An 18,621-nucleotide genomic window follows, 5' to 3' on the forward strand; every position below is an offset into this window, starting at 1 on the left:
AAATCAAGACCGTTTTCTTTATCGTCTGTATCACTACTTTCAATAAAAAATGCTTTCTACTTTTTATTATTTTCTTATCTCAATATGTCAATGAACTTTATTATGCTTTAGGCTTTACGCTTTAGGCATTAAGCTTATAGCCTACGGCTTATAGCTTTTTGTGGAGAATAACGGAGTCGAACCGTTGACCTCCTGCGTGCAAGGCAGGCGCTCTAGCCAGCTGAGCTAATCCCCCATTTTTCAATCTTAGATTGTAGAATTCAGATTTTAGACTTCTTAATTCTTATCTAATTTCTTTTGGTGAATTCCAACTTCTAGAATTTCCTTTTTTTTAAGTTTACAGTCTTTCTAATTAGAAATTGTCAATTATTAATTGTCAATTACTTTTTAAAAAGTAGTCCCGGGCAGACTCGAACTGCCGACCCCTACATTATCAGTGTAGTACTCTAACCAGCTGAGCTACGAGACTCTGTTTTACTTAATTGTATTATTTGAACTAACAGCAGAGTAATATAATCTTCAATTTAACCTATAGGTCATTTCGTCTTCTTTCCCTAACGTGCACAAGTGCTAACATATAGGGCTCTAGAAAGGAGGTGTTCCAGCCGCACCTTCCGGTACGGCTACCTTGTTACGACTTAGCCCTAGTTACCAGTTTTACCCTAGGCAGCTCCTTGCGGTCACCGACTTCAGGCACCCCCAGCTTCCATGGCTTGACGGGCGGTGTGTACAAGGCCCGGGAACGTATTCACCGGATCATGGCTGATATCCGATTACTAGCGATTCCAGCTTCACGGAGTCGAGTTGCAGACTCCGATCCGAACTGTGACCGGTTTTATAGATTCGCTCCTGGTCGCCCAGTGGCTGCTCTCTGTACCGGCCATTGTAGCACGTGTGTAGCCCAAGGCGTAAGGGCCGTGATGATTTGACGTCATCCCCACCTTCCTCACAGTTTGCACTGGCAGTCTTGTTAGAGTTCCCGACATGACTCGCTGGCAACTAACAACAGGGGTTGCGCTCGTTATAGGACTTAACCTGACACCTCACGGCACGAGCTGACGACAACCATGCAGCACCTTGTAAATTGTCTTGCGAAAGATCTGTTTCCAAACCGGTCAATCTACATTTAAGCCTTGGTAAGGTTCCTCGCGTATCATCGAATTAAACCACATGCTCCACCGCTTGTGCGGGCCCCCGTCAATTCCTTTGAGTTTCATTCTTGCGAACGTACTCCCCAGGTGGGATACTTATCACTTTCGCTTAGCCACTGAAATTGCTCCCAACAGCTAGTATCCATCGTTTACGGCGTGGACTACCAGGGTATCTAATCCTGTTCGCTACCCACGCTTTCGTCCATCAGCGTCAATCAATTAGTAGTAACCTGCCTTCGCAATTGGTATTCCATGTAATCTCTAAGCATTTCACCGCTACACTACATATTCTAGTTACTTCCTAATAATTCAAGTTTAACAGTATCAATGGCCGTTCCACCGTTGAGCGATGGGCTTTCACCACTGACTTATTAAACCGCCTACGGACCCTTTAAACCCAATGATTCCGGATAACGCTTGGATCCTCCGTATTACCGCGGCTGCTGGCACGGAGTTAGCCGATCCTTATTCTTACAGTACCGTCAAGGTTCTACACGTAGAACTGTTTCTTCCTGTACAAAAGCAGTTTACAATCCATAGGACCGTCATCCTGCACGCGGCATGGCTGGATCAGGCTTGCGCCCATTGTCCAATATTCCTCACTGCTGCCTCCCGTAGGAGTCTGGTCCGTGTCTCAGTACCAGTGTGGGGGATCTCCCTCTCAGGACCCCTACCCATCGTAGCCTTGGTAAGCCGTTACCTTACCAACTAGCTAATGGGACGCATGCTCATCTTTTACCGTTGTGACTTTAATAATTGCTCGATGCCGAGCTATTATACTATGAGGTATTAATCCAAATTTCTCTGGGCTATCCCTCTGTAAAAGGTAGATTGCATACGCGTTACGCACCCGTGCGCCGGTCTCTACTCCCGAAGAAGTATACCCCTCGACTTGCATGTGTTAAGCCTGCCGCTAGCGTTCATCCTGAGCCAGGATCAAACTCTTCATCGTATATTTTAATATTATATTCGACTAATGATTCTATCGGTTTTATTCAAATCTATCGATTCTATTACTCTTATTTTGTTGTTCTAAGATCTCTCTTAAAACGGCTGTCAATTCAATATGTCTAGGAACGTGTTCTTCTTTTTTAATATCGCTTGTTTCTCAAAGCGGGTGCAAAAGTAGAAAAGTCTTTTCTAACTGGCAAGAAATTTGTGAAGTTTTTTTTGGAAAATTTTCGTTTCCGTTTTCTTCTTTCTTATCAATCTTTCAAGGAACTTTCCGTTGTTTTGCGGGGTGCAAATGTAACATCCGTTTTCCATTCTCACAAGCTTTTCTAAATCTTTTTTTTAGAATTTTATTTCTAATTTGATTCGTCTTGCTTGTCAGTATTTAAAGGAACGTTTGTCGTTGTTGCGGGTGCAAAACTACCACCTTTATTCAGTTAAACAATACTTTTTAGAGAGTATTTTTTGTTTATTTTTTAACAGTCTGATAACAGTGTGTTTACAGGTATTGTTTTTTCTTTATCTCTGTCTTTTTCGAACTCTTCCTCTAGGTTTTCCTTGTTTTTACTGGATTTCGCTAGGTTTCGCGCAAAGGCGCAAAGTCTCTTTTATTGTCGTTCTTATGGGGTTTTTGTTATGTTTTGTCGCCCCTAGCCCTGATAGTAGCGGAAATCCTTGGCCTTTTTCCTTTAAAAAGGACAAGATTGTAGCGGATAGCAGGAAATAGCTCCTGAAACTATTCGAATCGTATTGCTTTAACTGGAGAAATCTTCGTTATTATATAGGAAGGAATCAACAACACCAAGAAACAAACTGATACCGTAAGCAGATTTACTAACAATACATATCCCCAGTTGAGATAAACCGGCGCTTGGTTAACATAGTAGTTTTCTGGATTAAGCTGAATCACTCCAAAATGCTGCTGTATCAACAATAGCGAAATCCCAATAAGATTCCCCCAGAACAACCCTCTTAATATAAGGTAAAGTGCATTATAAAGGAAGATTTTACGAATGACCCAATTATTAGCTCCTAATGCTTTTAGGATTCCGATCATTTGTGTGCGTTCTAGTATTAACACCAATAGTGCTACTACCATATTTATTGTTGCTACAATGATCATGATAGCAAGAATAACTATAATATTAAAATCGAAGAGTTGCAACCAATCAAATATATAACTGTATTTTTCGATTATGGTTTTAGTATCTAGCGTTGATGATGTTTGCTGATAGATTTCGTCTCCTGTCGTTTTTATATTATCAAAGTCTTTTAAGAAAACCTCAAATGCCCCAACTTCGTTTGGAGCCCATTTATTAATACGTTGTATATGGCGAATATCTCCTATTATATAGGTAGCATCGAAATCCTGAAATCCTGAATTGAAGATTCCTGCAATTTTGAATCGGCGAACATTTGGTAATTTATTCTGATCTTCTTTTATAAAGAAGGTATTAAACTCATCTCCTACTTTTAGATTTAATCTATCTGCAAGAAATCTCGATAATAACACTTCTTGATTAATTGCTTTGGAATAATCCGGAAGCCTGCCGTCGACTAAATACTCTTTTATATTATTCCAATCATAATCGGCACCAACTCCTTTGAATATAATTCCTTCGAAAGCTGTTTCAGTTCTTATTATTCCTGCTTTACTGGCTATTGCCTGAATATGACTTACCTCTGGAACAGAAGTAAACTTAGGATAAAAGTCTTGCTTTTTGGAAATTGGACTTAACGTTACCTCGGATTGGTTATTATCGTAATTAGAAATAATTACCTGACCATTAAAAGCGGAGACTTTTTCGCGGATTTTTTGTTGCAATCCAATTCCGGTTGCTACTGAAACCAACATCATTATTATTCCGATTGCAATAGCCGAGATTGCAATTTTTATAATTGGTGCTGATATACTGCTTTTATAATCCTTTGCAGTGATAAGTCTTTTGGCTATAAAATATTCTAGATTCAAAATTGATAGGGTTGTCTTATAATAAGTTCAAAAATACGGTTTAATAAACAAACATAAATTACTCGTAAAAACAATTACGAAATATTTAAGCCTAAATAGCCTCTTATAAAGGCAAACGCTTTTTCATTGCCTCGACAATATTAAATGCCGCTGGACACATTGCGACGTTTTTAAGCGTTAAATCAGAAATTTGCTGGAATTTTTTACGATCTGTATGCGGGAACTCACGGCAGGCTTTTGGGCGTACATCGTAAATCATGCAATAATTTTCATTATCCAGGAATGTACACGGAACACTTTGCAGAACATAATCTTTATCTTCATCTATACGCAAGTATTGCTCGATGAACTGTTGCGGCTTTTGTCGCAAATGTTTTGAGATACGCTCGATATCGGCATCTGTAAATAAGGGGCCTGTCGTTTTACAACAGTTAGCACATTTTAGGCAATCTGTTTTTTTGAATTCTGCGTCATGTAATTCTTGCATTACATAATCTAAATTCTTAGGTTGTTTCTTTTTAAGCTTATCGAAATACTTTTTGTTTTCGATATGCTTATCTTTGGCTAACTTATTTAAGTTGTTTAAAATTTCTTTCAAGTTTAATTTTTAAAGTTGATTTGCAAAATTAAACAACTTTAAACTCGAAACCTTAAACTTTGAACTAAAATACAATGAAAGACCTTTTTGGGAAAGCAATGCTAGATTTCCAGACCAACAATTCGCCTGAGGATTTAATTACCGAAACCACTATTTCTGAAGCTGACGAAATGAGCGTTGCTTATTTGTTTCGCTCTTTTAAAGAAATGCCTAAACTGGAGCAAAAAGCATTAGAACTTGCCAAAGGAAAAATACTTGACGTAGGTTGTGGAGCAGGAAGTCATAGTTTGTATTTACAAAACGAAAGAAATTTAGACGTAACCGCTATAGATATTTCAGAAAAAGCCATTGAAACCTGTAATCTCCGTGGTGTAAAAAATGCCAAAACACAAGATATACTAACTCTAGATGGCGAAAAATACGATACAATTATATTATTAATGAATGGTGTTGGCATTTTTGGAAAACTTCAAAATTGCAATAAATTTTTATCAAAGCTAAAGTCTCTTCTAAATCCTGGTGGACAAATCTTACTGGATAGTTCGGACATTATATATATGTTTGACGAAGATGAAGATGGAGGGAAATGGATTCCATCGGATACTGAGTATTATGGCGAACTCGTTTTTAATATATCTTATAAAGGCGATAAAGAATCTGCTTTTGACTGGTTATACTTAGATTACAATACACTCCAAAATGCAGCTGTCGCTAATGGTTTTAAATGTGAACTTGTTCTAGAAGGCGAACATTATGATTATCTAGCCAAACTTTCTGTTTAAAAAACAAAACACATAACATGGAAAATTTAGATTTAGAAAAATTAAAATATCCTATCGGAAAATTTATAACTCCTGAAAATTATTCTCCTGATTATATTTTAAATAAAATTGAAGAAATCTCTTCTTTCCCCGAAAGACTAAAAAAAGAAGTGATTAGTTTATCCGACGAACAACTTGACACTCCTTATCGACCGGAAGGTTGGACGGTAAGACAACTCATTCATCATTGCGCCGAAAGCCATATGAATTGTTTTATACGAATAAAATGGGCTTTGACTGAGGACAAACCAATAATAAAGGCTTACCACGAGGACCTTTGGGCTGAATTACCTGATAATTTGACAATGCCTATACAACCCACTTTGTCTTTATTGGATGGTTTGCATTTTCGTTTAGGATACATCATGAAAAGCTTATCTCAAGCAGAACTTGAAAAAACTTTTATTCACCCCGAAAATAATTCTATAGTTTCTATCAAGCAAATGATAGGAACGTATGCCTGGCACGGTAATCATCATTTAGCTCACATTACAGCTCTGAAGAAACGCAAGGGATGGTAATTATATTTGTTTTCCTAGCTAAACTCAAAATGAAAACATTTTACACAGCTTGTATACTATTTATACATATTGGTTATCATACATAATTAGCGATAAAAACAAAAGCCTCTTCATGCATGAAGAGGCTTTTGTTTTTGTAACATATAAATATCCTTGATTAAGGAATATTCAAATATTTATGTGTTTGAAGTGATACTCTCCATTTCGGATTATTCATGACATACTCTACAATAAGAGGAGTCATTTCTTCTTTTTTACTCCATTCCGGCTGAAGAAACAATATTGCTTTTCCGTTTACTAGTTCTGCTTGTTCTTCGGCAAAGATAAAATCATGCTTATTGTAAATAATTACTTTTAATTCATGTGCATTATCATAAACTGTTTGCGTTGGCAATTTATTCTTTTTTGGAGAAAGACAAATCCAATCCCACGTTCCTGTAAGCGGATAAGCTCCTGAGGTTTCGATATGGACTTTTAGATTTTTATTTTTTAATTCTGTCGTAAGTACAGTCATATCCCATGTTAATGGCTCTCCACCTGTAACAACAACTGTATCAGCATATTTACTTGCATTATTTACAATTAAATCAACACTTGTAGGCGGATGCAATTCTGCATTCCAACTTTCTTTAACATCACACCAATGACAACCTACATCACACCCTCCAATACGGATAAAATAAGCTGCTGTACCTGTATGAAATCCTTCTCCCTGAATCGTGTAAAACTCTTCCATTAAGGGTAACATTGCACCTTTATTTACTTCTAATTGTATTTCTTTTGATAACATTACTAAATTTTAAAGTGCAAAGATAGTCAATAAAAAATGGAACAATAAAAAAACCGATAATTCAAAGAACTATCGGTTTTAAAATATTAAGAATCTTTATATTATTTTAAAGTATTCAAAGATTGCGTAGCATAAGCATTAGTAGGATCCAATGCTAAAGTTTTGTTGAAATACTCAATTGCTTTCGCTTTATCTGTATTTGCATAACTTGCTGCGATGTTATTGTAAGCCTCTACGAATTTAGCTTTAACTGCTGGTTTAGCAATTTCTTCAGCTCCTTTTTCAGTAGATTTTGCAATATAATCTTCGTAGTTTTTAGTCATTGCCTCATCATTCTCAAGCAATCTGTTTGTTCTTGCTCTATAAAGGTAAGCCTCTTGATAAGTTGGTGAAGCTGTAATTACATTTACAAATGCAGCATCTGCTTTTTGTAAAGCAATTGCATCTGGCTTAGTATTAGCTTTGTTGTTATCATAGTAGATAGACAAACCATAATAAATATTATCATCTAAATAAGTTGCAGACTCAGGAACTTTTGTACCAAATTCAAAAAGTGCTCCTGATTCTTTGTATAATTTTTTACCAAACAATACTTTTCCAAGATCACCTAAATCCTGAACCGCTAAAGGCTCCATTGCAATAGCTTTTCTAATCTCTACCAAACCTGCTTCGAATGCAGCTGGATCAACTGAAGTACCTTCAGCATTTGTTCCTTTTTTGATTTTAGCAAAACCTAAATACAAATAATCTTTTGCAATAATTTTATTTTTAGGATTTTTTACATAATCCTCTAATGATTTGATAGCAACATCTACATTACCATTTTCATATGCAGCATATCCTAAATATCTGAAGATTCTAGGGTTTACTTTATCCAATTCGATCATTTTGTTTGCCTCAACTTCTAAAGCTTTATAATCTTTTACAAGAATTAAAAAGTCTGCATGACGCATTCTTGAATGTATAGAATAATCCGTAAGCGTTAAATATTTTTCATAGCTAGTAATAGCTTTTTGCATATTCTCTTCTGACTTAGAAGGCTTGTTTCTTCCCCATTTGTAATATGTTTCAGCTAATTCTCTGTAAACAGGACCATAATTAGGATCTAATGCAATAACTTCATTAAAAGATTTAATAGCTTCATCGTAAGATTTAGCTCCTTTTAATAATACTCCTAGTTGCATTTTTGCTCTCAACAATGTTGGATCTGCTTGGAATGCATTACGATATGATTTGTAAGCTTCGTTTTGATTATTGTCTCCATAATATGCATCTCCAAGTGCTAAAAGTACTTGAGCATTTTGTGGATCTACTGCTACCGCACGATTTAAAGAAGTTATAGCACTTTTGTAATCTGGATTAACAGAATTCATGTATGCTTTACCGATATAGATAAATTCCTCTACATCTTTTCTTTTCATTGGCTTTATAGCTGAAGCAAAATTAGCCTGAGCTGCAGTTGTATTTTTATTATCTAAATCTAATTGACCTAAACCAATATAACCAAGATTAGCACGGCTAGATGCAGCTGTACTATTAAGGTAATATATTTTTGCAGAGTCAGCAACTTGTTGACTTAAATAAATATTACCCAATATAAATGGAGCTTCACCATCAGTTGGTTTTGCTTTTATAATTGATTGTAAAACTGATTTTGCTTTTTCAAATTGCTCTGCATCGATAGCTTTTTTAGCTTGACTTATGTCTTGTGCATAAGTTCCAGCAGCTGTAGCCATTAACGCAACACTAAAAATTTTAAATTTATTCATCTCTGTTGTAATTAATTTATTCTTTTTCGTTAATAATTTCACTTCTAACATTGAGTTTTCTTCCAGGAACACGTATTGGTAACAATCCAGATTTTAAAACTATTCTTTGTCCAATATCGCCTCCTACAAAAGAAGCAAACCCAATACCTAATCCTGAGTATCCTTGACAATTGATAATATACAAATCACGTGCCAAAGGATAAGTACCCTCTGCTATATTGTTTTGAGTTGGAGCAACAAATTTATCACTAGTAAGACCTTTTACGCTCAATACATTAACTTTAGCAACAAAATCTTTCATTTTAGGAGATGGTTGTGACAACCAATTTACTCCTACAACTCCTACCATTCCTTTATTCTCAGATACAAATTTAATTACTTCTTCATTTGTTTTAAATGAAAAAACTCCTTCTTTAGGAATATCTTTAGTTCCTGCCAAAGTTTTTAAATAGCGCACTGTACTAGAGTTTGGATTATCAAAAACTAATCCTTTGATACTTGCTTCGGGTTTACCTTGCATTAAATTAATCACTGTTTTCAACGCAATTAAAGTATCATTATTGTCTTTGTTTGAAATAAATGCAATTGCATCTGTAGCAACTGGCGTTACTCTAGGGGCAATTTTCTTTTTATTAAAAACTTCTCTCTCTTCTTTTGTCAAATCTCTTGCTGTAAAAGCAACAGTAGCTTTTTGATTTAGTAAATCATTAATAAGTTCCGCTTCTGATTTTGGCTTTATAGCAATTTTTGCATCATAAGTGCTTTCAAAAATAAGCACCTGATCCTCAACAATAGGAACCAACGTTTCATCTACAGTAATATCCATAGATCCTTTTAGTATTGATTCTTTGTCTACTTTACTTTTATCTTTCTGATTACAAGTAATAAACAATAAACCAAACAATACTAAAAACAAAACTTTACTATTCTTTAGCATAACTAATCAGTGTTTGAATTAAAAAACCTCACAAATCTTATAAACGAATATACGATTAATAATATACCAAAAGCAACTCTATATTTAAATTCCATTGCAATTGGTAAAGCTTTCCAAAAAATAATTACTAAACCTATTACAAAATACATTAGAAAGAAGAACATTCCTAAAACAAGAAGAAATCGCTCTTTTAGCGATTTCTTCTTAATATTATCAAGCAGTTTCTTCAACATTAGTCTGCAGATTGAATAGTAATAGGAAGAGAGTATAATACCCTAACTTTTTTACCATTTTGCTCACCTGGATTCCATTTTGGACATTTCTTTAAAACTCTAATAGCTTCGGTTCCTGTTCCATAACCAATATCTCTTAAAACTTTAATGTCTGTTAACGATCCATCTTTTTCAACTACGAAAGTAACATATACTTTACCTTTCAATCCTTCTTCTTCTGGAGTTTTATAGTTATTACCTACAAATTTGTAGAATTTTTCAATCCCTCCAGGGAATTCAGGTTTTACTTCGATACCTGCTGTGTTGTAAATTTGTGTATCTTCTTCAACTACTGCAGCTGTTCCTGTACCTACTGGCTCAACAGTTAATACTGCATCAGGATCTCCTTTAATAGTTTCAGCACCAATTTTTTTCTCTTTAAGCTCCACTAATTTTGGTGGCTCTTCAGTTACTTCATCAGCTTTTGCTACAACTGGCTTCACGAACTTCACTTGATCCACTTTTGGAGGTGGAGGTGGTGGAGGCGGAAGGTTTGGTTTTACCTCCTCTTTTTTAGGTGGTAATTTTACAGTGGTAATCTTAATATCCTTACTTGCCTCATCTGCTTTAGAATCTGGCAAAAGGCTTGCAATAACTGGCGCAGCAACAGCAATTGAAAAAATAACTGACCCAACGATAAGTGCTCTTACCGTAGTTTTTGTGTTAGATTTTCTTAACTCATATGCACCATATATCTTATTACGCCCTTCGAATACGATATCAAGCCACTGGTTTTTTATAATATCTAATTTCATTTTTCTTGATTATTAGGGTGTTAAAAGATAAGATTGCTCTTATTTTTTCTCTACCAATTTTGTTTCCTCTGGCGAAAACTCATTAACGATTGCATAGGTTTCTACGCCAGTAATAGCCATTTCGTCCAAGATATCAACCAAATTACGGTAACTAGATTTTTTCGTAGGTTTTATAATTACGATAATTCCGTTTTTTGGTTTCCCAATTCCAGCAGAATATTCTAAAACAGATTTTTTTCTGCTTACTAATTCTTTACGGATTCCGTCTTTCCCATAAGCAATATCTTTAGGTCCAGCGATAGGAGTTGCTAACAATCCCATATAATAAGTTAATTTATTATCTGGGCCTAATAATAAAGTCATTGTACGATTTTCATCTACTTTAATATCATTCTTTTCATTAGGATCCTTCTCTTTATCTGGCAACCCCAAGTTCATCGATTGAGGCTTTGACAACGTTGTGGTAAGCATAAAGAATGTGATTAGTAAGAAAGCCAAATCTACCATCGCAGTTAAATCTACTTTTGAGTTTTGCTTTTTACTTCTTACTTTACCACCTTTTCCGCCTCCACCGCCGTCGGTATTTAATTCAGCCATTTTAGTGTATGTTTTTTAATTAAAAGTCTTTTCCTCTCAAACCAGTAACTAAGCTAAAGGTATTGATTTTTTGATCTTGCAAGATGTCCATTACTTTATGAATCGCAGGATACTCTTCTTTAGCATCACCTTTTATCGCAAATTGTAATTCTTTATCAGCAATTTCAATATTTGCAATACGCGCATTGTAAATCCATTCTTTTAACTGATTATCTAAAGAATCTTTAGGAATACCAGGTTGATCAGCTTTACTTCTATCAGCCGCTTTCATGTCAATGATTTGCTTTAAACTTGTAATTGGAACTCCAAATCCTTCCATTAGAGCAAATTCAGTTTTATCATTGTCAGAAAAAGCAACACCGTATTTCTCACCCATTAGCTCCAAAGTTCTTTTACGAACTTCTCTTCCTTTTAAATCAAAAAATACTTTTCCTTTTCCTATTGTAAGTGTAGCTAAATCCGTTTCAGGTAATTTAGTTTGTACAGTAGATGAAGGCGTGTCTACAGGAAGTGCCTCAGGCACTTTTGCAGTAGCAGTCAAAATAAAGAATGTCAACAAAAGAAATGCAACATCACACATGGCAGTCATGTCCGTAGACGTTGACTTTTTTTTCATTTTTATTTTTGCCATTATCTTTTATTTTAAATTTAGCACAATAATCATGCTAAAAAATTATTTATTGTTTTAAACTTCCTCTAAAGTGTCTGTAAGTATTTACGATTGTAGTACCTGCTTCGTCAATAGAATAAGTTAAATCATCAATTTTAGATGTAAAGAAGTTGTAAGCAATAATAGCAAAGATAGAAGTACTAATACCAGTTGCAGTATTTACAAGTGCCTCAGAAATACCATTTGCAAGTGCAGCTTGGTCAGGAGAACCTGTAGAAGCTAACGCGCTAAATGCTTTAATCATACCAGATACTGTTCCTAACAATCCTCCTAATGTACCTAAAGATACTAATGAAGAAATGATTGTCATGTTTTTCTCTAACATTGGCATTTCTAATGAAGTAATCTCTTCGATTTCTTTGTGGATAGTTTCAGAAGCTTCTTCACTGTTGAAACCTTCTTTTTTAACTTCTTGATATTTAATTAAAGCTGATTTAATTGCATTTGCAACTGAACCTTGTTGTTTGTCACAAGAAGCGATAGCTGCATCAATGTTTCCTTCTTTAATGCTTCCTTGTACACTTTTCATGAATTTATCTAAGTTTGCTTTTCCAGCAGCTTTAGAGATAACTGTAAATCTTTCAATAGAAAATACGATAACCATTAATAACATACCTAACAAAACAGGAACGATAATACCTCCATGGTAAACCATACCTAATATATTCAACGGGTGCCCTTCAACTGTACCACCTTCAAAATTCGATGGAGAACCCATTAGGAAATTCCAAATACACCAACCCACAAAAATACATGCTGCAATAATCAATCCTGACACCATTCCTCCGCCATTTGAAGTACTTTCCTTTTTAACTTTAACGTTTGCCATTTTTTTTAATTTTAATAGTTTTAAATAATTTTTATTTTTTAGTTATAATAAACTTGTAGTGCAGCAAATTTATATTTTTAGTTTAAATAAAAAAACTTTTTTCAATTTAATTCCAATTAATTTAACCTTAAAACAAAAAATATCTAATTGAATTAATTGTATTTTAAATAAAATCGAAGTAAAAAAATAATTATTTATGATAAAATTTACAACGATTTAGTAAAAAGCAATGCAATCTCTCAAAATCTTCATAATGTGTTAAGAAAATATTTTTTATTATTATTTTTAACAAAATTAGTTTTTTTTTACGCTAACATAGCTAAATTAAACGTTTTAAGAAAAAATCTATACCTTGCAACTGAATTAATGTTACATAAATATGAGCCAAAAAGACGAATTTATTCAAAGTATAAATGACGGTTATCAAACCAAAGGGGAAAGTATTATTCTTGGTGGAGCAATTTTCGATGGGGAACCTCTAAATGCACACGTAAAAATCCCATTAAAAACATTAAACCGTCACGGATTAATAGCTGGAGCGACTGGAACTGGAAAAACTAAGACGATTCAGGTACTATCCGAGCAACTTTCATTAGCAGGAATCCCTGTTTTAATGATGGATATTAAGGGAGATTTTAGTGGTATTGCCAAAGAAGGAGAAGAAAAGTCTTTTATTACCGAACGTCATGCAAAAATCGATATACCTTATAATATATCCCAATTTCCTGTAGAATTAATGTCTCTTTCTGAACAAAGCGGAGTTAGATTACGTGCTACAGTTTCAGAATTTGGACCTGTTTTATTCTCTAGAATATTAGGTTTAAATGATACTCAATCGGGTGTTATTTCGGTAATTTTTAAATATTGTGACGATAATAAAATGCCTTTATTAGATTTAAAGGACATCAAAAAGGTCATTAATTATATTACCGAAGAAGGAAAAGATGAAATCGCAGCCAGTTATGGCAAGATATCTACAGCCACAACTGGAACAATTCTCCGAAAAATAATCGAACTGGAACAACAAGGAGCAGATATCTTTTTTGGTGAATTATCATTCGAAATTGATGACTTAATGCGCATCGACGAAAACGGTAAAGGATACGTAAATATCATTCGTTTAACGGATATTCAGGATAAACCTAAATTATTCTCGACTTTTATGTTGAGTTTACTTGCCGAAATATACCAACAAATGCCCGAAAAGGGAGATGTTGACCAACCTGAATTAGTCATTTTTATAGACGAAGCGCACTTAATTTTCAACGAAGCTAGTAAAGTATTGCTAGAGCAAATTGAAACTATTGTAAAGCTTATTCGTTCAAAAGGTGTTGGAGTTTATTTTGTAACTCAAAACCCAATGGATGTACCAAGTGGAGTTTTAGCACAGTTAGGTTTAAAGATTCAGCATGCTTTAAGAGCTTTTACAGCAAATGACAGGCAAGCCATCAAGAAAACTGCCGACAACTACCCTACATCTAAATATTACAAGACAGATGAGCTGCTTACGAGTTTAGGTATAGGAGAAGCTCTGGTTACAGCCTTAAATGAAAAAGGAGTTCCAACACCATTAGTAGCCACTATGATGCGAGCACCAATGAGTAGAATGGATGTATTAACAGAAAGTGAAATTCAGGAAATCAACCAGAAATCAAAATTGGTTAAAAAATATAGCGAGGTAATCGACAGAGAAAGTGCTTACGAAATATTAACCAAAAAAATTAGCGATGCAGAACAAGAAGCTTCTTCTCGACAAGAAGAGAAAACTTCTCAGAAAACGAGTAATGAACCAAGTACTGCAAGCGTAGTTGGTAAATCAGTACTAAAAGTAGTAACCAGCGCTACCTTTATAAGAGGCGTATTTGGCGTTTTATCAAAAATGTTCAAGAAGTAAATTCTAAAAATAAAGAAACCCTTTTAATGTTATATTAAAAGGGTTTCTTCATTTATATATCTAACTATATCTTATTTTAATAAATCAAGGATTTTATTTTCGACAACTGGACTATCCCAAATAGCTTCTATATTTTCCATTCTTAAAACCTCTTCCATAATCGTATTCTGAAAATCTCCTATTGCCAATGCTTCGGCATAAGGGCGATCACTAAAAGTAACACGACTATAAAGCGGAATCCATTTATCTGGATGTTTATCCGAAAAAGCTTTTTCTATCTTTTTTTGCAACAAGAATTTTTCATCTGCCGTTTTCGTACTCATTTCCATAAAATTGCGATACGAAAGTTCTGCAATTGCATCCGCATTTGGTTTACGAGAAATTTCATACTCAGAGAAAATCTTTTTCCAATCATCTCCATATTTAAGAATCATCTCATATAAAACCGTGATATCTTCAAAACCAGCATTCATCCCTTGTCCATAAAAAGGAACAATAGCATGACACGCATCGCCAATTAAAGCAATCTTATCGCTATAAGTCCAAGGAAAACATTTCATAGTTACCAATGTACTTGTAGGATTATTAAAGAAATCTTCGGCTAATTTTGGTATAACCTCAATAGAATCCGGGAAGTTTTTCTCAAAAAAGTCTTCAACCTGTTTTCTATCTGTTAGCGAATCAAAAGAGTTTTCTCCTTCAAAAGGCATAAACAAAGTACACGTAAAACTACCATCCAAGTTAGGCAATGCAATAAGCATATATTCCCCACGTGGCCAAATATGAAATGAGTTTTTATCTAGTTTATGTGTCGCATTAGGATTTGCCGGAATATTTAATTCCTTATATCCCATATTCAAGAATTCCTGCGAATAATTAAACATGCTTTGGCGTTGCATACGATGACGAATTCTAGAAAAAGCACCATCGGCTCCAAAAACCATATCGTATTTTTTCTCTTCCCACTCCCCTCTTTCCGTATCACCAATATGTAATGTAGCATCGCTTAAAGTTACATCCCATATCTTTTGCTCAAAGAAAAAATCGGCTCCGGCATTTTCTGCCAAATCAATCATTTTACGGTTTAAGGTTCCTCTTGAAATCGAATAAATACTTTCGCCTTCTTGTCCGTAATTCTGAAAATTAAGTTTATCAACTAAATGTATGGCTCGCTTATCCATCGGAATAGCAATTTCTCGAACAGCATCTCCTACACCAACGCCATCTAGTGCTTTCCAGCCACGATTAGACATTGCCAAATTTATCGATCGTCCCGAAAAATTAATTTTACGAATATCTGGGCTTCGATCATAAACATGAACTTCATGACCTTCCTTTTTAAGATAAATTGCCAACAATGAGCCAACCAATCCAGAACCTACAATAGCAATTTTAAGTGGAGTTTGCATCAAAAAAAAATGTGATTATACGCTCGTAAAAATAAGTATATAATCTATAGAATAGGCTATAAATCAAAGAAATATTTGGGCGTGCCCCTCCCAAAAAGGTCGGGTCAGGCTTTTCGCTACAATCTTTTTTTCGTTCCTCAAAAAAGGATTTTCACTTCAATCCTTCACGCAATCAGTTAGATAATGAAATAAATCCAGATATAAAACCTTCCATTTTCTATCTTGGTTTAAAAACCAGTTTAGTCGAAGTTTTAACAATCTCCTCCTTATTTAATTTCATTTTTCGGAACTTTCCTGCATTATAAAGCTCGGCTTGATCCTTATAATGTTTACTAAATGGATTCCCAGATTGTCCTGTTGGCAAAATACTCCAACTATTTTCTATATCCGAGAAGTCAATAATCCTTCTTGTCGATGGTCCGCCTTTTACATTATAAACTCCTTTATCAGTAAAATCAAAAAACTGATTATTGATTACTTCAGTTGAGCCAGAAACCGCAAAAGGTCCAGCATTAAAGATTCCTCTTAAAGCAGCCACTTGCCCTAAAGGATGATGATACTCTACAGTATGTACTTTCTCCCATTTCCAGTCTTGAACCGTATTCCCTAATTGCTTCTCAAGTCCCGTAATTGCTTCATGAAATGATTTTGTTAAAATATCTTTCTTAGTTTCTTTTACATTTTTGGTCAATATATTGTCCCACCAAACCGAATTTTCGTTTTGTATTTGTTTCGCTATAATTTGTTTTACAAGATGTGTTTCTAATAAATTTTTAAAATTTCCCTCTCTCAATTCATCTTCAAAAGTGTTTTTTAAATACGCATACACCCATTTATTGTAAATCGTAGGCGCAACATCTTCCAGATTATTAGTTCCCTTCCAATCCTTAAGAATAGATAATGCTTGTTTTTCATTTGCCGTAAGTGATTCATTTTTCACATTCAAAAGTAAATTCTGAACCACCGTTGGAGCAACTGGAGATGTATTATCAAAAATCATTTTACTAATCGCTTCTTTATCCCAATCAGATTTTGCATCAAGCAATTGCGTAATTCTTTTAGCACGATCTTCTGGCAAATAATATCCAGGATATAAAAACCCATCGATAGCTTCTGGCTGATTATTGGCCGAATATACATAACCCCATTTTGGATTTTCTGCCGATGGATTTTTGGAGAAATCCAAATATTCGGCAATATCATCTTTACCACTTGACCCATCCAGAATAAAATTAGGATTTACTCCTTTATTATGCTTGTATAAAGTTCCGGTTGCCCACCATCCTACATTACCTTTTGCATCACCATACATTACATTTAAGCCCGGAGCAGCAACAAGTGAAACCGCTTTCTTAAAATCATTTTTATTCTTTGCATGCGAAAGTCCATAAACAGCATCTAGAATTTTTATAGGCTGTTGCGTATAAACCCAAGACATTGCAATAGGTTTATTACTATTCTTTAAATCTTCGATTAAGCCATTCATAACAGGACCATGACGGCTTATTTTTACATCTACAATAACATCCGATGAATCTTTAACCTTTATAACCTTCTTTCTGGTTTCGTATTTTTCAAAACCATTTGGCGTTTTATATTCATTAGCATCTCCCGATTTATTTTCTTCTTGATAAAAATCGATATCATCATTTTCGAACATTGTTAATCCGTATGCATAATCACGATTATGACCTAATAAAGGATATGGCGTTCCAGCAAGATAACAACCATATAATTCAAAATCCGGAGTTATCAAATGTGCCTCATACCAAGTTCCTGGTTGCGAAAATCCGATATGCGGATCATTAGCAAAAATAACCTTTCCGTTTTTCGTTTTCTTAGGTGAAACTACCCAACTATTACTTCCTATAAAAGGAGGAATTGGAGATTTTTCAAGAAGCGAAGCAACAGATTTTGAAATCACTGCAAATTCTTCTGGATTCTCTTTTGCATTTCTTATCTGAGTCGTATTAAATTCGCCATTTAAACCAAAATCTTTTAAATATTCATTTCCGTATTTATTACGAATATCAGTCATTAAAGGATCTGTCTTTTGTGCCATTGCAAAACTGAAAGACATATACCCAAAAATATTATAAACATCTTTTATCGTGAATTTTTCTTTTTTCACTCCAACCAACTGAAATTCTATTGGCGTAACACCTTCTTCCAAATATTGATTAATTCCGTCCAGATAAGCCATCGTTAATTGATAACTCGGGCTATTTTTATCCAATTGCGCAATTGCTTTCGCCGAAGCTTCTTCTATTCCTAATCCCGAAAAAAACTTATCATTCTTTAGCATTACCGAACCAAAAATTTCCGACAATCTCCCAGATGCAATACGACGCATCAACTCCATTTGCCACAAACGATCCTGAGCATGTACATAACCCAAAACTGTCATGGCTTCTTTTTGTGAATTTGCATAAATATGTGGCACTCCAAAATCATCAAAATATACCGTTGTCTCTTTTTGAATGTTTTTCAGTTTTACTTCTCCTTCATATTTCGGTTTTAAATGAAAAATATAAGTACATAAACCGATTCCTAAAACAACAAGTATCAAGAACAAAACAAGCAGTATTTTTTTGATTTTTTTCATGTTTCTAAATTGTATAAATAAATATTTTAATGAAATGTATTATTATCAAAATCACAATTGTATCCAAAAGTTATTCCTTT

14 protein-coding genes, 2 tRNA genes and 1 rRNA gene are annotated in these 18,621 nt (G+C 34.5%); 3 read left to right on the plus strand and 14 right to left on the minus strand.

Translation table 11 applies throughout. The annotated features are described in order from the left end of the window. Positions 1-161: 161 nt before the first annotated feature. The 5 genes from ACJ6WR_RS07910 to ACJ6WR_RS07930 form a co-directional block, all read right to left on the minus strand. A tRNA-Ala gene (locus ACJ6WR_RS07910) sits at positions 162-235 on the minus strand. Between the two features lie 160 nt (positions 236-395). Then, positions 396-469 (minus strand) — tRNA-Ile (locus tag ACJ6WR_RS07915). A 120-nt stretch (positions 470-589) separates the two neighbouring features. Then, a 16S ribosomal RNA gene (locus tag ACJ6WR_RS07920) occupies positions 590-2,103 on the minus strand. Positions 2,104-2,838: 735 nt separating this feature from the next. Beyond that, positions 2,839-4,074 carry an ABC transporter permease gene (locus ACJ6WR_RS07925; RefSeq protein WP_039117848.1) on the minus strand — a complete coding sequence of 412 codons (1,236 nt, stop codon included), beginning with the start codon at positions 4,072-4,074 and terminating at the stop codon, positions 2,839-2,841. A 103-nt stretch (positions 4,075-4,177) separates the two neighbouring features. After that, complete coding sequence (locus tag ACJ6WR_RS07930; protein ID WP_039112934.1) at positions 4,178-4,672, minus strand: YkgJ family cysteine cluster protein; 495 nt, start codon at positions 4,670-4,672, stop codon at positions 4,178-4,180. Between the two features lie 74 nt (positions 4,673-4,746). Here ACJ6WR_RS07930 and ACJ6WR_RS07935 point away from each other — a divergent pair, with 74 nt between their 5' ends. Continuing rightward, positions 4,747-5,454, plus strand: a complete 708-nt coding sequence (locus tag ACJ6WR_RS07935) for a class I SAM-dependent methyltransferase (RefSeq protein WP_039117849.1) — start codon at positions 4,747-4,749, stop codon at positions 5,452-5,454. Positions 5,455-5,471: 17 nt separating this feature from the next. Further along, the gene (locus tag ACJ6WR_RS07940) at positions 5,472-6,014 is read left to right on the plus strand and encodes a YfiT family bacillithiol transferase (protein WP_409417532.1); all 543 of its coding nucleotides are present in this window, start codon (positions 5,472-5,474) and stop codon (positions 6,012-6,014) included. Positions 6,015-6,171: 157 nt separating this feature from the next. Here the strand turns inward: ACJ6WR_RS07940 and ACJ6WR_RS07945 are convergent, their stop codons facing one another. The 7 genes from ACJ6WR_RS07945 to ACJ6WR_RS07975 form a co-directional block, all read right to left on the minus strand. Further along, complete coding sequence (locus tag ACJ6WR_RS07945; RefSeq protein ID WP_039112931.1) at positions 6,172-6,804, minus strand: 7-carboxy-7-deazaguanine synthase QueE; 633 nt, start codon at positions 6,802-6,804, stop codon at positions 6,172-6,174. Between the two features lie 101 nt (positions 6,805-6,905). Further along, positions 6,906-8,573 (minus strand): tetratricopeptide repeat protein, encoded by a 1,668-nt coding sequence (locus ACJ6WR_RS07950; RefSeq protein ID WP_086895449.1) that lies wholly within the window; start codon positions 8,571-8,573, stop codon positions 6,906-6,908. A 16-nt stretch (positions 8,574-8,589) separates the two neighbouring features. After that, positions 8,590-9,510, minus strand: a complete 921-nt coding sequence (locus ACJ6WR_RS07955; RefSeq protein ID WP_039112930.1) for a PstS family phosphate ABC transporter substrate-binding protein — start codon at positions 9,508-9,510, stop codon at positions 8,590-8,592. Between the two features lie 232 nt (positions 9,511-9,742). After that, entirely contained in the window at positions 9,743-10,537 is a 795-nt protein-coding gene (locus ACJ6WR_RS07960) for an energy transducer TonB (RefSeq protein ID WP_035617235.1), read from the minus strand. A gap of 39 nt (positions 10,538-10,576) precedes the next feature. After that, positions 10,577-11,134, minus strand: coding sequence for a biopolymer transporter ExbD (locus ACJ6WR_RS07965; RefSeq protein WP_039112928.1), 558 nt, complete (start codon positions 11,132-11,134; stop codon positions 10,577-10,579). A gap of 19 nt (positions 11,135-11,153) precedes the next feature. Continuing rightward, the gene (locus ACJ6WR_RS07970; protein ID WP_039112927.1) at positions 11,154-11,765 is read right to left on the minus strand and encodes an ExbD/TolR family protein; all 612 of its coding nucleotides are present in this window, start codon (positions 11,763-11,765) and stop codon (positions 11,154-11,156) included. 46 nt (positions 11,766-11,811) lie between these two features. Next, positions 11,812-12,633, minus strand: coding sequence for a MotA/TolQ/ExbB proton channel family protein (locus ACJ6WR_RS07975; protein ID WP_035617242.1), 822 nt, complete (start codon positions 12,631-12,633; stop codon positions 11,812-11,814). Positions 12,634-13,012: 379 nt separating this feature from the next. Between ACJ6WR_RS07975 and ACJ6WR_RS07980 the strand changes: the two genes are divergently transcribed. Next, positions 13,013-14,527, plus strand: a complete 1,515-nt coding sequence (locus tag ACJ6WR_RS07980; protein ID WP_039112926.1) for a helicase HerA-like domain-containing protein — start codon at positions 13,013-13,015, stop codon at positions 14,525-14,527. A 71-nt stretch (positions 14,528-14,598) separates the two neighbouring features. Here the strand turns inward: ACJ6WR_RS07980 and ACJ6WR_RS07985 are convergent, their stop codons facing one another. Continuing rightward, on the minus strand, positions 14,599-15,936 hold the full coding sequence (locus ACJ6WR_RS07985) for an FAD-dependent oxidoreductase (RefSeq protein ID WP_039112925.1): 1,338 nt from the start codon (positions 15,934-15,936) through the stop codon (positions 14,599-14,601). Positions 15,937-16,153: 217 nt separating this feature from the next. After that, positions 16,154-18,541 carry a penicillin acylase family protein gene (locus tag ACJ6WR_RS07990; RefSeq protein WP_409417533.1) on the minus strand — a complete coding sequence of 796 codons (2,388 nt, stop codon included), beginning with the start codon at positions 18,539-18,541 and terminating at the stop codon, positions 16,154-16,156. Between the last annotated feature and the right edge of the window lie 80 nt (positions 18,542-18,621).

This window comes from Flavobacterium sp. PS2, assembly GCF_046250155.1.
In the GTDB taxonomy this organism is placed as follows: domain Bacteria; phylum Bacteroidota; class Bacteroidia; order Flavobacteriales; family Flavobacteriaceae; genus Flavobacterium.